Source organism: Streptomyces sp. NBC_00597 (genome assembly GCF_041431095.1).
Taxonomy (GTDB): Bacteria; Actinomycetota; Actinomycetes; order Streptomycetales; family Streptomycetaceae; genus Streptomyces.
This window is the reverse complement of the sequence record NZ_CP107757.1, coordinates 1,948,492-1,960,635: the sequence shown is the minus strand read 5'-3', so window position 1 is coordinate 1,960,635 and position 12,144 is coordinate 1,948,492. Positions and strand designations below refer to the sequence as shown.

At 72.3% G+C, this 12,144-nt stretch carries 13 protein-coding genes; 3 read left to right on the top strand and 10 right to left on the bottom strand.

Translation table 11 applies throughout. The annotated features are described in order from the left end of the window. Nucleotides 1-8: 8 nt before the first annotated feature. A complete protein-coding gene (gene modA, locus OG974_RS08430) occupies nucleotides 9-830 on the bottom strand; it encodes a molybdate ABC transporter substrate-binding protein (RefSeq protein WP_371646018.1) in 822 nt (273 codons plus the stop codon). A gap of 113 nt (nucleotides 831-943) precedes the next feature. After that, nucleotides 944-1,339, bottom strand: coding sequence for a helix-turn-helix transcriptional regulator (locus OG974_RS08425; RefSeq protein WP_327282050.1), 396 nt, complete (start codon nucleotides 1,337-1,339; stop codon nucleotides 944-946). A gap of 134 nt (nucleotides 1,340-1,473) precedes the next feature. Between OG974_RS08425 and OG974_RS08420 the strand changes: the two genes are divergently transcribed. After that, entirely contained in the window at nucleotides 1,474-1,857 is a 384-nt protein-coding gene (locus OG974_RS08420) for an RNA-binding S4 domain-containing protein (RefSeq protein WP_327282049.1), read from the top strand. 144 nt (nucleotides 1,858-2,001) lie between these two features. Here the strand turns inward: OG974_RS08420 and OG974_RS08415 are convergent, their stop codons facing one another. The 5 genes from OG974_RS08415 to OG974_RS08395 form a co-directional block, all read right to left on the bottom strand. Next, nucleotides 2,002-2,376 carry a PTS fructose transporter subunit IIA gene (locus OG974_RS08415; protein WP_327282048.1) on the bottom strand — a complete coding sequence of 125 codons (375 nt, stop codon included), beginning with the start codon at nucleotides 2,374-2,376 and terminating at the stop codon, nucleotides 2,002-2,004. A gap of 26 nt (nucleotides 2,377-2,402) precedes the next feature. Next, the gene (dhaL, locus tag OG974_RS08410) at nucleotides 2,403-3,032 is read right to left on the bottom strand and encodes a dihydroxyacetone kinase subunit DhaL (RefSeq protein WP_327282047.1); all 630 of its coding nucleotides are present in this window, start codon (nucleotides 3,030-3,032) and stop codon (nucleotides 2,403-2,405) included. Nucleotides 3,033-3,087: 55 nt separating this feature from the next. After that, the gene (gene dhaK, locus OG974_RS08405; protein ID WP_327282046.1) at nucleotides 3,088-4,092 is read right to left on the bottom strand and encodes a dihydroxyacetone kinase subunit DhaK; all 1,005 of its coding nucleotides are present in this window, start codon (nucleotides 4,090-4,092) and stop codon (nucleotides 3,088-3,090) included. Between the two features lie 76 nt (nucleotides 4,093-4,168). Continuing rightward, nucleotides 4,169-5,995 (bottom strand): glycoside hydrolase family 15 protein, encoded by a 1,827-nt coding sequence (locus OG974_RS08400; RefSeq protein WP_327282045.1) that lies wholly within the window; start codon nucleotides 5,993-5,995, stop codon nucleotides 4,169-4,171. 64 nt (nucleotides 5,996-6,059) lie between these two features. Beyond that, nucleotides 6,060-8,024: an amino acid transporter gene (locus tag OG974_RS08395; protein ID WP_327282044.1), complete on the bottom strand. Its 1,965-nt coding sequence runs from the start codon at nucleotides 8,022-8,024 to the stop codon at nucleotides 6,060-6,062. A 369-nt stretch (nucleotides 8,025-8,393) separates the two neighbouring features. On the opposite strand from OG974_RS08395, the gene OG974_RS08390 reads away from it, so the two are divergent. Beyond that, a complete protein-coding gene (locus OG974_RS08390; RefSeq protein WP_371646762.1) occupies nucleotides 8,394-9,020 on the top strand; it encodes an alpha-ketoglutarate-dependent dioxygenase AlkB in 627 nt (208 codons plus the stop codon). 126 nt (nucleotides 9,021-9,146) lie between these two features. On the opposite strand, the gene OG974_RS08385 is transcribed toward OG974_RS08390, so the two are convergent. The 3 genes from OG974_RS08385 to OG974_RS08375 all read right to left on the bottom strand — a co-directional run bounded on the left by OG974_RS08385 (nucleotide 9,147) and on the right by OG974_RS08375 (nucleotide 11,396). Then, on the bottom strand, nucleotides 9,147-10,442 hold the full coding sequence (locus tag OG974_RS08385) for an SUKH-4 family immunity protein (protein WP_371646014.1): 1,296 nt from the start codon (nucleotides 10,440-10,442) through the stop codon (nucleotides 9,147-9,149). 90 nt (nucleotides 10,443-10,532) lie between these two features. Then, complete coding sequence (locus tag OG974_RS08380) at nucleotides 10,533-10,904, bottom strand: DUF1232 domain-containing protein (protein WP_327282041.1); 372 nt, start codon at nucleotides 10,902-10,904, stop codon at nucleotides 10,533-10,535. 27 nt (nucleotides 10,905-10,931) lie between these two features. Then, nucleotides 10,932-11,396 carry a MarR family transcriptional regulator gene (locus tag OG974_RS08375; protein ID WP_327282040.1) on the bottom strand — a complete coding sequence of 155 codons (465 nt, stop codon included), beginning with the start codon at nucleotides 11,394-11,396 and terminating at the stop codon, nucleotides 10,932-10,934. Between the two features lie 130 nt (nucleotides 11,397-11,526). Here OG974_RS08375 and OG974_RS08370 point away from each other — a divergent pair, with 130 nt between their 5' ends. After that, complete coding sequence (locus tag OG974_RS08370; RefSeq protein ID WP_329312807.1) at nucleotides 11,527-12,081, top strand: DoxX family membrane protein; 555 nt, start codon at nucleotides 11,527-11,529, stop codon at nucleotides 12,079-12,081. Nucleotides 12,082-12,144 lie beyond the last annotated feature (63 nt).

Here is a 12,144-nt window from a genome sequence, read left to right as displayed (position 1 = left end):
GGAGTCGGTTACGCCTTCTGGAAGCCCGCGTCCTGGAGGATCTTCTGCGCCTCGGGGCTGCTCAGCCACGCCACGAACGCGGCGGCGGCCTCGGCGTTCTTGGAGGCCTTGAGGGCCGCGGCCGGGTAGGAGGCGACGGCGTTCTGGTCGTCCGGGATGTCCACGTTGACGACCTTGTCACCGGACTTGGCCGAGTCGGTCTTGTAGACGAGGCCGGCGTCGGCCTCACCGAGCTCGACCTTGCTCAGCACGGCGCGCACGTTGGGCTCCTGCGAGACCGGCTTCACCTCGATCTTCTGCGCGTCGAGGATCTGCTTGCTGTAGCGGCCGACCGGGACCTCGGGCGCGGCGAGCACGACCTTGATCTTGCTGTCGGCGAGGTCCTTCAGGTCGTCGATCTTGAACGGGTTGCCCTTGCCGGTCGCGATGACCAGGCGGTTCTTGGCGATGATCGACGGGTCGTTCGTCTCGGCCTTGAGGCCGTCCATCGTCTTGGTGTCGGCGGTGACCAGCGCGTCGGCCGGGGCGCCCTGCTTCACCTGGGCGGCGAGCTCCTGGGAGCCGGCGAACGAGAAGTTCACCTTCGTGCCGGGGTGCGCCTTCTCGTACGCGGCGCCCGCGGTCTTGAAGACGTCGGTGAGGGAGGAGGCGGCCAGGACGGTGAGGTTCGCGGCCTTGGTCTCGGCGGAGGCGGAGGCCGACGCGGAAGCCGCAGCCCCGGTGTCGGTGTCCTTCTTGTCGCTGCTGCCGCAGGCGGACAGCGCGGGCACGAGGAGGGCGGCGGTCAGCGCTGCGGCAACGGCGCTGCGGCGGGTCAGGATCGGGGACATGAGCTGGTGCTCCTCGGTCGGGTCGGCGGCCGGCCGGGTGCCGGTTCCGCGCGGTGGTGACCCGCGCCGGTGACGGGCGGAGCGGGTGGGGACGTGCGCTGGTGCTGGACGGGTCAGGTGCGGTCGATGTGCACGCTGGTGGACTTCACGCGGGCGGTGGCCTGCATGCCGACCTCCAGTCCGAGCTCCTCGACGGCCTCACGGGTGAGGAGGGAGACCAGGCGGTGGGGACCTGCCTGGATCTCGACCTGGGCGGCCACGTCGCCGAGCTTGACGGCGGTGACGATGCCGGGAAACGCGTTGCGGGCCGAGGTGTAGGGCTCTTCGTCCTCGGCGTGGGCGCCCTGCCCGACCTCTACGGAGAATGCGGCCAGGTCGCGGCCGTCGATCAGTCGCCGGCCGGCCTCGTCGCGGTGGGTCGCGACCCGGCCGGCGTCGGCCCAGCGGCGGGCGGTGTCCGGGCTCACGCCCAGCAGGCGGGCCGCCTGTCCGATGGTGTAGGACTGCATGAGCGACAAGGTAGGGGCAGGTGTCCCGCATTTGCAATTCTATTGGGATGATGTACATGGCAGATGCAATGCCTCTTGGTGAATCTGCCAAAATGTGTTCCGTTTCCGTGGGGGCGGCTCGCTAGAGTTCTGGCATGGCTGATGGAGCAACGGGAACGGGAACTGCCCGGGTGGACGCCTGGATCTGGTCGGTCCGCCTGACGAAGACCCGCTCGGTCGCGGCGACCGCCTGCCGGGCGGGCCATGTGAAGGTCAACGGGGAGCGCGCGAAGCCGGCTCAGACGGTGCGTGCGGGGGACGAGGTACGGCTCTTCCACGCGGGGCGCGAGCGCATCGTCGTGGTCAAGCAGCCCGTGACGAAGCGGGTGGGTGCGCCGGTGGCCGCGGAATGCTTCGTCGACAACAGCCCGCCCCCGCCGACGCGCATCGAGGCCGAGGTGGTCGGTGTGCGCGACCGCGGCACGGGGCGCCCGACGAAGCGCGACCGCCGCGAAATCGAATCCCTGCGCCGCCGCTGACCACCCCGCCCGGCACGCCGACCTCCCGTACCCACCGTGGCCGCGACCGCGACCGCGACCGGCCGGGCAACGGCGCCGGTCGGCTAGGACGAGCGAGTCGCGGCGAGTGGCGGTGACCGTGCCGGCGTGGCTCGGGCCGGCCGGTTACGTCTTGCGGTAGCTGTAGGCCTCCTCCGCCGCCGCGGCCACCGCTTCCAGCGGGGCGCCCGCCGAGGCCGCCACCACCGCGGCCACCGCGCCCTCCAGGAACGGGGCGTCCAGCAGCCGGGCCCCCGGCGGGAGTTCGTCCTCCACCAGCAGCGCCTTCACCGTCAGCACCGAGCTGCCCAGGTCCGCCAGAAGCGCGACCCCCGCCCCCCGGTCCACCTCCTGCGCGGCCTCAGCGATGCGCTCCGCGCTCGTGCCCAGGCCGCCGTCCGCGGTGCCGCCCGCCGCTGCGACCGGGACGACCGGGCCGCCCGCCGCCAGGCCGCGCGCCAGGTCCGCCACGGACTGTGCGACCACCGCGCTGTGCGACACGAGCACGATCCCCACCACCGGCGCGCTCACTCGGCACCAGCGGCATCAGCCGCACCAGGCGCATCCGCCGCATCCGCGAGCGCCGCCAGCAGCAGGGCCGCCGAGGTCGCCCCGGGGTCCTGGTGGCCGATGCTCCGCTCACCGAGGTAGCTGGCCCGCCCCTTGCGCGCCAGCATCGGCACCGTCGCCCGCGCGCCGTTCTCCGCCGCGTCCGCGGCCGCCCGGTACGACGTGCTCAGCGCCCCCACCCCCGGCACCAGCGCGTCCAGCATCGTCTTGTCGCCGGGCGCCGCCCCGCCGAGCTGCGCCACCGCGCCCACTCCCGCGTACAGGGCCATGCGCAGCGCTTCGTCGGAGACCTCGGCGGCCTCCCCAAGCTCCTTGCCCGTGCGCCGCAGCAGCGTCCCGTACAACGGGCCCGAGGCCCCGCCGACCGTCGAGATCAGGGTCCGCCCCGCCAGCGTCAGCACCGCCCCCGGACTCGCGGTGGGATCCGCTGCCAGGGCTGCCCGTACCGCCGTGAAGCCGCGCAGCAGATTGCTCCCGTGGTCGGCGTCCCCGATGGGGGAGTCGAGCTCGGTCAGCCGGTCCGCCTCGCGCTCCACCACGGCCCCGGCGGCCGTCATCCAGCGCCGGAAGAAGTCCCCGTCACGCAATTCCGTCTCCTCACCCGTGTCCACGACCCTGTCCGCACCGTGCCCGCCCACCTTCTCAGCAGCCCCACCGCAGGGCCGGAGTGTGGACGGGCGCGTCCCACAGCCGCAGCAGCTCCTCGTCCGCCCGGCACAGCGTCACCGAACACCCCGCCATGTCCAGGGAGGTGACGTAGTTCCCGACCAGCGTCCGTGCCACCGGCACCCCGCGCTCGGCCAGCACCCGCGCCACCTCCGCGTGGAACCCGTACAGCTCCAGCAGCGGCGTCGCCCCCATGCCGTTGACCAGAGCCAGTACCGGCCCGTCCGCCGGAGCCACCTCCCCGAGCTCCTCCAGTACGGCTCCCACCGCGACCTCCGCGATCTCCCGGGCCGGCATCATGGCCCGCCGTTCGCGGCCCGGCTCGCCGTGGATGCCGATGCCCAGCTCCAGTTCCCCGTCGGGCAGGTCGAACGTCGGACTGCCCTTCGCCGGTGTCGTGCACGCGCTGAGCGCCACCCCGAAGCTGCGCGAGGAGGCGTTGACCCGCCGGGCGAGCTCCGCGACCCGCTCCAGCGGGGCGCCCTCCTCGGCGGCCGCACCGGCGACCTTCTCGACGAACAGCGTGGCCCCGGTGCCGCGCCGCCCCGCCGTGTACAGACTGTCGGTGACGGCCACGTCGTCGTTGACCAGCACGCGCTCCACCCGCAGGCCGTCCTCCTCGGCGAGTTCGGCCGCCATCTCGAAGTTCAGCACGTCCCCGGTGTAGTTCTTGACGACGAACAGCACACCCTGCCCGGAGTCCACGGCCGCCGCCGCCCGCAGGACCTGATCGGGCACGGGCGAGGTGAACACCTCCCCGGGGCAAGCGGCCGACAGCATCCCGTACCCCACGAACCCGGCGTGCAGCGGCTCGTGCCCCGACCCGCCCCCGGACACCACCCCGACCCGGCCCCCGAGCCGCGCGTCCCGCCGTACGACGACCCGCCGCTCGACGTCCACGTCCAGCTCGGGATGCGCGGCCGCCATCCCCCGCAGGGCATCAGCGACGACGGTCTCGGGACTGTTGATCAGCATCCGCATGGGGTGTCTCCTGGTGGGGCCGACGGGTGGTGGGCGGGCAGCGCCTGCGGTCCCCCTACCCCGCCGGACGGCGCACTCATGCCGACCGGCGGTCCAGTTCCTCGTCGAGCGCCAGCGCGGCGTCGATGAGCGCCAGGTGCGTGAACGCCTGCGGGAAGTTGCCCAACTGCTCGCCGGAGGCTCCGATCTCCTCGGCGAACAGGCCGACGTGGTTGGCGTAGGTCAGCATCTTGTCGAACGCGTAGCGGGCCTGGCCGATCCGCCCGGCCCGGGCGAGCGCCTCGACGTACAGGAAGCTGCACAGGTTGAACGTTCCTTCGGAACCGCGCAGCCCGTCCGGCGAGGCCGCGGGGTCGTAGCGGTAGACGAGGCTGTCGCTGACGAGTTCCCGGTCCATCGCGTCGAGCGTGGACAGCCAGGCGGGGTCGGAGGGCGAGATGAAACCCACCTTCGGCATGAGCAGCAGCGACGCGTCGAGCACGTCCGACGCGTAGTTCTGCACGAAGGCCTGCCGCTCGGTGCTCCAGCCGCGCTCCACGATCTGCAGGAAGATCGCGTCGCGTGCCGCCGTCCACCGGGCGATGTCCGCGGGCCGGGAGTGGGCCTGCGCGAGGCGGATGGCCCGGTCGAAGGCGACCCACGACATCAGGCGGCTGTAGGTGAAGTCCTGGCGGCCGCCCCGGGTCTCCCAGATCCCCTCGTCCGGGGCGTCCCAGTGGTCGCAGAACCAGTCGATGACGCCGGTGAACGCCGTCCAGCCGCGCAGCGCACCCATGTCGTGGGCCTCGCCGAACGCGTAGGCGGCCTCGCCGTAGATGTCGAGCTGCACCTGGTCGGCGGCCGCGTTACCGGCCCGGACGGGAGCGGACCCCTGGTAGCCCTCCCAGTGGTCGAGGACCTCCTCGGTCAGGTGGGGGTCGCCGTCGATGCGGTACATGATCTGCAAGGGGTGGCCGGAGGGGGTGCCGCCGGCTTCGAAGCGGTCGCGGACCCAGTGGCGGAAGGCGTTGGCCTCCTCGGTGAAACCGAGTTTGACGAGGGCGCGCACCGACAGGGACGCGTCGCGGATCCAGGTGTAGCGGTAGTCCCAGTTGCGTTCCCCGCCGATCTGCTCGGGCAGTCCCATGGTCGCCGCGGCGATCGGCGCGCCGGTCGGGGCGTAGGTGAGCAGCTTCAGGGTGATGGCGGACCGGTTGACCATCTCCTGCCAGCGTCCCCGGTAGGTGGAGGTGCGCAGCCAGTCGTGCCAGAAGGCGCGGCACCGGTCGAAATCCGCAAGGGCGCGTTCGCGGCTGAGGGGATCGGGGCGGGGGCTGCCGGCGGCGTCGCTGGTCAGGACGACGACTGCGGCGTCGCCCGCCGTCATGGTGAAGCGCGCGACGGCGTCCTGTCCGTCCGCGACGAGGGTGATCGGCGCGCTCGCCTGGACGAACAGGTCCGTCCCCGGGCCCTGCATCAGAGCCGACCCGTCGTCGAGGAGCTTCAGGGTGTGCGGGGCCCGCCCGTAGTCGAAGCGGGGCCGGACCTCCAGGACGAACGGGAGGCTGCCGCGCACCACCCGTACCGTCCGGTGCAGTTGATGCCGGTCGGTGGCCTCGCGGGAGTCGTCGGGGACCATGTAGTCGCCCACTTCCCCGACGCCGTCCGTGGTCATGAACCGGGTCACCAGCGTGGCCGTGTCGGCGAGGTACAGCTGCTTGACCTTGACGTCGCCGAGCCGGTCGAGATCGACCGCCAGGTGGCAGTGGCCCCCGCCCGCCCGGTCCAGCAGTGCTCCGAAGATGCTGGGGGAGTCGAACCGCGGCGTGCACCACCAGTCGACCGTTCCGGCACTGGAGACCAGCGCGGCCGTCTGGAGGTCGCCGATCAGACCGTGCTCTGCGATCGGGGGATAGGCACTCATCGCGACTCCGGGGGTGAGTAGCTGCCTTCCCACGGTACGTACGGAGCCGGATCCGCGCCCGGCGTCAGCCGGCGTGGACGTGGGGGCGGCGGCTGCGGTCGGGTTCGGCCTCCCGGATGACCTCGCGGGTGACGGGGGCGACCTCGCCCTGTCCGAAGAGGAAGAAGCGGAGGAAGTTGGCCATCGGGTTGCCCTCCGTCCATTCGAAGTAGATGTGCGGGCGCTGGCCGGTGTCGTCCCGTACGTGGAGGAGGAGGGCGGCGAGTGCGTTGGGGATGCTGGAGCTTTCCAGGGTCAGGACGCGGTAGCGGCCGTGGAGGACTTCGCCGCGCACGCGCATGCCCGATTCGAATTCGGATGCGTCCAGAACGGTGACCTCGACGAACATGACGTCGTCCTCGGAGGGGATGTCGTTGTCGGCGCGGATCTGCTGCTTCTTGAGCCGGTACTCGTCGGCGTCGCGGTTGTCGGGCTCGTTGGCGATGAACCGGATGGTGCGGTTGGCGGTGTCGCGGATGAACCGTTGGGCCATGTCGTCGAATTCCACGTGGGTGACGCGCAGCTCGAAGACGCGGGCGAGGCGTGAGAGGAGGGAGAGGGCCATGATGCCGGCGATGAAGCAGGCGCCGATCTTCACGCCGTCGGGTCGTTCGGCGACGTTGACGGCGGTGGTGTAGACGAAGACGGCGGAGATGACGCCGAAGCCGATGGTCCAGCCGCGTTCCCCGGCCCGGCGGGCCGCGATGGTGACCGCGACGGCCGCGGAGGTGATCAGGACGAGGACACCGGTGGCGTAGGCACCGCCCTGGGCGTCGACGTCGGCGTCGAAGAGCCAGGTCACCAGGAAGGCGATCAGGGTGAAGACGATGACCATCGGGCGCAGGGCGCGGGCCCAGGAGGGGGCCATGCCGTAGCGGGGCAGGTAGCGCGGCATCAGGTTGAGCAGGCCGGCCATGGCCGAGGAGCCCGCGAACCACAGGATCAAGATGGTCGAGACGTCGTAGACGGTGCCGAAGGCCGAGCCCAGGTACTCGTGGGCCAGGTACGCCAGGGCGCGGCCGTTGGCCTCGCCGCCGGGTTGGAAGGCGGCGGCGGGGATGAGGAGGGTGGTGACGAAGCTGCTGGTGATCAGGAAGACGCTCATGATCACGGCGGCCGTGGTCAGTAGCTTCTTCGTGCCCCGGATCCGGCCCGCGGGATTCTCCTCCGTGTCGTGCGGGGAGCCCTGGACGTGCGGCATGACCGCGACGCCCGTCTCGAACCCGGACAGACCCAGCGCCAGCTTCGGGAAGACCACGAGCGCGATGGCGATCATCATGAAGACGTTGCCGTGCTCGGTGAGCAACGCCTGTTTCCAGTCGGTGATGACGTGGGGCTCGCTGACGACCTGCCACAGGCCGACCCCGATCACGACGACGTTCAGCGCGAGGTACGAGAAGACCAGGACCACGGCCACCCCGATGGCCTCGCTGAACCCCTTGAGGAACACGCCGCCCAGCAGCGCGATCAGGATCAGGGTGATCAGTACCTGGTGGCCGTTGAGCGTGCTCGTCAGATGGGGGTTCTCGACCATGTGCGCGGTCGCGTCCGCCGCCGACAGGGTGATGGTGATCAGGAAGTCGGTGGCCGCGAAGCCGAGGAGGGTGAGGACGAACAGCTTGCCCTTCCAGAACGACAGCAGCCGTTCCAGCATCGCGATCGAGCCCTCGCCGTGCGGGCTCTCCTCCGCCACGCGGCGGTAGACGGGCAGCGCCCCCAACAGGGTCAGCACCACCAGCACGATCGTGGCCAGGGGCGAGAGCAGGCCGGCGGCGAGCGCCGCGATGCCCGGCTGGTAGCCCAAGGTCGAGAAGTAGTCGAGGCCGGTCAGGCACATCACCCGCCACCAAGGCCGCCCGTGGTCGGCGGCCGCGGGCGTGCCGCTCTCGTCCGACCCCTCCGGCCGATGGCCCGACCGGTGCTTCGTCTGGTCGGTCAGGCCTTCCAGGAGCCATGCCCTGAGGCGGCTCGGCTGGGTGGGGGTGGCCATCGCGGGTGCTCCTTCGTACGGCTTGGATCCGGCCATCGGTGCGACGGCTGGGCAAGCGTACGGAACTCGATCATTCGTGCACGCGCGCGATCTCATCCTGACGGGCCCCGGGCGGCCCCGCACGGGAGGTTGCTCCGGTTGGACGGAGGTACGCGTTCGGCCCGGAACCCGCCTCCCACCTGCATGGACGTGCTGGGGCGCAGTCCGCGGCCGGAGGCGGGCCGCAGCGTCGGCCGCGACCGGTCTTGACGGCTCCTTAACGCCTCCCTAGCGAAATCTTGACGGCCCGCCCGGGGAGGGAAAACCCCTGGTGGGACGTGTAATCGATCGCGTGTTCGAGTGGCGGGATATGATGGGTGGGTGCGTACGATCCCCGGCCTCCAGGGCTCCCTCTTCGACCAGGGCGACGAGATCCGCCTCGGCCCGCTCCAAGGGCTGTGCCGCACCCGGCTCGGCTCCGGCGCCTGGGTCGACCACCTGCCCGGCTGGCTCTCTGGCGCCGACTCACTGTTCGAGCGGCTGGCCGAGGACGTGCCCTGGCGGGCCGAGCGGCGCCAGATGTACGAGCGCGAGGTCGACGTACCCCGCCTGCTCGCCTTCTACGACGAGGGCGAGTCCCTGCCGCACCCGGCGCTCGTCGAGGCCCGCACCGCACTGACCCGGCATTACGCCCCCGAGCTCGGGGAACCCTTCGCCACCGCCGGGCTCTGCCTCTACCGCGACGGCCGCGACAGCGTCGCCTGGCACGGCGACCGCATCGGCCGGTCCGCCACCGAGGACACCATGGTCGCGATCCTCTCGGTCGGCGACCCGCGCGACCTGGTCCTGCGCCCCCGCGACGGCGGCCCGACCCTGCTGCGCCTGCCCCTGGGGCACGGCGACCTCGTCGTGATGGGCGGCTCCTGCCAGCGGACCATGGAGCACGCGGTCCCCAAGTCCAGCCGCGCCGTCGGCCCGCGCATCAGCATCCAGTACCGCCCCCGCGGCGTCCGCTGAGCCCTGCGGCGCCCGCTGATACCGACACGCCCTGCCTTCGGGGCCTGCCTTCGGGGCCCGCCGCTCGGGCCCGCCGCTCGGGCCCGCCGCTCGGGCCCGCCGCCGGGCCGGGACGGCGCCGCCCGGTCAGTAGCCGTAGACGCTCAGTTCGGTGATGGACGCGAAAACGTGCTCCCAGGCCGCTGCGCCCGGCTCCTCGGGGTCGTCCGACTCCAGGACGCCCGGCTCCAGCTCCGCCGCCTCCGCGAGGAAGGAGCCGCAGCCGTTCTCGCCCGGGTACGGGTTCCAACACGCCCCCATGAACCGGCGCACGGCCTCCAGCAGGCGTACGAACGTCTCCGTGTCCCGGGCGAAGGGGAACGGCCCCTCGCCCTCGCGGATCAGCGACACCGCGCCCGTCTCCGGGTGGACGAGCACCACGCCCTCGTCGCCGTAGCCCATCTCCAACGTCCCTATGTGCAGCAGGCCGCCGAAGCCCGGCCCCTGGTCCGCGGACTCCGCCGCTCCGGGCCCCTCCTCGGTCCAGGCGAGCTCGAACGAGGTCGCGCCTGCTCCCCAGTGGCGCGGCAGGCCCACCGTGCTGATCAGCTCCCGGGTCGGGCGGTGGGTGAGCGACGCGGGCAGCCGCGCCTCGGGTACCCGGACCGTCCAGTCCGCGCCGAACACCGCCTCCACGCGGGCCGCGTCGAGCGGCGCCTCGCCGGGCGCCGGGCCCGCGAACCACGGCTCGCCCGCGCCCTCGTCCCACGAGGCGTTGTCGGCGCCGCCGGTGGGCCAGCCGGCCGCCGCCACCGCCTCGTTGCGCTCCACCACCACGATCCCGCGCGCCTCGGTGAGCAGGAACCGCCCCGCGCCGAGCGGCACCGGGTCCTCCCAGGTGCCGGGGCAGTGCAGGGCCCAGGCGTCCTCGTCCGGGTCGAAGAGGAACGGCTCCTCCTCCCCGGGCTCCTCCGTGCGTTCGGTGAACTCCCCGGCGCCGGGCGCCGGGCACGGCTCGCCGGTGGTCAGGTCGAACCAGCGTTCTTCGGTCCACAGCGACCAGACCTTCAGCAGGCTCCGGCCGCCGGGCCCGTCGAAGACGGCGGCGGAGGCGTCCCCGCTGAGGTTCGGTACGGCCCGGAAGGCCCCGACCGGCCGCCACCAGGCCCAGACGGTGCGCCAGGGCATGCCGGGCTCTGCCTCGGCGACCTGCCGCGCGTACGCGTCGTGCCCGAGCACCTTCGCGGCGAAGTGCAGCCACGAGCCGAACTCCGCACGCGAGACGTCGGCATGCCCGAACACGGCCTGGGCCTGGGTGTAGACCTCGCGGCCGACCCCGCCGCCGGCCTGCGGGCCGGACCACTCCCGCACCCGGGCGGCTCCGGCCTCCAGCAGGGCGGTGGGGGAGGGGGAGGACAGGGCGTCAAGATCTTCAGCAGGCATGCGGGACATGGTGCCAGCAGCCACGGACAGTCCCTGCTCCAGGGCGCGTTGGGGTCTGCGCAGGTGCTTGCGGCTGCGCCCCGGCCGCGGCTATGCGGTGCCCGGATCCTCGGCCGTGGCCGGCTTCGCGGTCGTCGCCGCCCTGGCGGGCTCGGCGGTCACTGCCGCCGCCGCGGCGGCCGCGGCCGCGCCCGGCCGTACCGCTGCGGCCGCCGCGTGCAGGGAGCGCAGAGCCAGCAGCAGTACGCCGATGTCGTCGAGGTACACCGGGTCCGGGATCAGGTCCACGGGCGAGACGGTGTAGATCACCGCGACCCAGAAGAGCGCCTTGTCGCGGAGCGGGATCCCCGCATCGAGCAGCAGGCGCCGAGCCGCGAAGACCCGTACGAGGAGCACGCCGGCCGCGATCGCCAGCCCGAGGGCGACGACCGCGCCGACCGTCAGCCAGACCGTTGCGTCCATGTCACCCCTATACCCCGTTCGGCCGTGTTACCCGTTGTGCTCGCGCAGTCGGCGGCTGACCTCGCCCAGCCCGTCCGCGAGCGTGTCGAGCTGTTCGGGGGTCAGGACGTCGATCAGCGCTTCCCGGACCGTCGCGACGTGACCGGGTGCGGCCTCCTCCAAGCGGGCGGTGCCGGCGTCCGTGAGGACCGCGAAGACCCCGCGCACGTCGGAGGGGCAGCTGCGACGGCGGACCAAGCCCGCCTTCTCCAGCTGGGTGACCTGGTAGGTCAGCCCGCTCTTCGAGTTGATCAGGCCATTGGCAAGTTCCGTCATCCGCAGCTCGCGGTCCGGAGCCGCGGCGAGCCGTACCAGTATCTCGTACTGCGGGTGAGAGAGGCCGGAGTCGTCCTTGAGCTGCTGGTCGAGGCGGCGGTTCACCAGGGCGGAGGCGGCCAGGAAGCCGCTCCAGGCGCGCATCTCGCGCTCGTCCAGCCATCTCGTTTCAGCCATGCCCCCAGTTTACACGAGTTGTTCCAATTTGAATCAATGGTTAAGGTCGGAGCTGGCGGTTCGAATTTGAACTACTCGTTACTCCGTTACTCCGTCCCCGCCCGGACCGCCCGACCGGAAGGAATCCCCCATGACCAGCCCCTCCGTCACCGCGACGAAGCCGCAGGCCGCCGCACCGGCCGTCCCCCTCGCCCCCTCCACCTCCGCCCACGACGCCGGACTGCTCCTCCTCCGCGTCGTCCTCGGTCTCACGATGGCCGGCCACGGCGCGCAGAAGCTCTTCGGCTGGTTCGGTGGCGGCGGCGTCAGCGGCACCGGCCAGTTCTTCACCGCCAGCGGCTACCCCGCGGGCGACGCCATGGCCGTCGTCGCAGGCCTGACCGAGACCCTCGGCGGCCTCGGCCTCGCCCTCGGACTGCTCACCCCGCTCGCCGGAGCCGCCGTCGTCGGCACCATGATCAACGCGATCGCCGTCCACGGCGCCGGGTCCTTCTTCGCCCCCAAGGGCATCGAGTACGAGCTCCTCCTGACCGTGGCGGCCGCCGCGGTGGCCCTCACCGGCCCCGGCCGGTACGCCGCCGACCGCTTCCTGCCCGTGCTGCGCAGCCACCGCCTCGCCCACGGCGCCCTCGCAGTCGCCCTCGGCGTGGTCATCGCGAGCGCGCTGCTCCTCGTACGCAGCTGACCGCGGGCGGGTGACCGTATTGCGCACGGGGATGCCCGGGGCCTGCACTGATTGGGCCCGGGC

Coding starts and splice junctions, on each gene's coding strand:
- modA (WP_371646018.1), bottom strand. CDS start 830: ATGTCCCCGATCCTGACCCGCCGCAGCGCCGTTGCCGCAGCGCTGACC.
- OG974_RS08425 (WP_327282050.1), bottom strand. CDS start 1,339: ATGCAGTCCTACACCATCGGACAGGCGGCCCGCCTGCTGGGCGTGAGC.
- OG974_RS08420 (WP_327282049.1), top strand. CDS start 1,474: ATGGCTGATGGAGCAACGGGAACGGGAACTGCCCGGGTGGACGCCTGG.
- dhaK (WP_327282046.1), bottom strand. CDS start 4,092: ATGCGGATGCTGATCAACAGTCCCGAGACCGTCGTCGCTGATGCCCTG.
- OG974_RS08400 (WP_327282045.1), bottom strand. CDS start 5,995: ATGAGTGCCTATCCCCCGATCGCAGAGCACGGTCTGATCGGCGACCTC.
- OG974_RS08395 (WP_327282044.1), bottom strand. CDS start 8,024: ATGGCCACCCCCACCCAGCCGAGCCGCCTCAGGGCATGGCTCCTGGAA.
- OG974_RS08385 (WP_371646014.1), bottom strand. CDS start 10,442: ATGCCTGCTGAAGATCTTGACGCCCTGTCCTCCCCCTCCCCCACCGCC.
- OG974_RS08380 (WP_327282041.1), bottom strand. CDS start 10,904: ATGGACGCAACGGTCTGGCTGACGGTCGGCGCGGTCGTCGCCCTCGGG.
- OG974_RS08375 (WP_327282040.1), bottom strand. CDS start 11,396: ATGGCTGAAACGAGATGGCTGGACGAGCGCGAGATGCGCGCCTGGAGC.
- OG974_RS08370 (WP_329312807.1), top strand. CDS start 11,527: ATGACCAGCCCCTCCGTCACCGCGACGAAGCCGCAGGCCGCCGCACCG.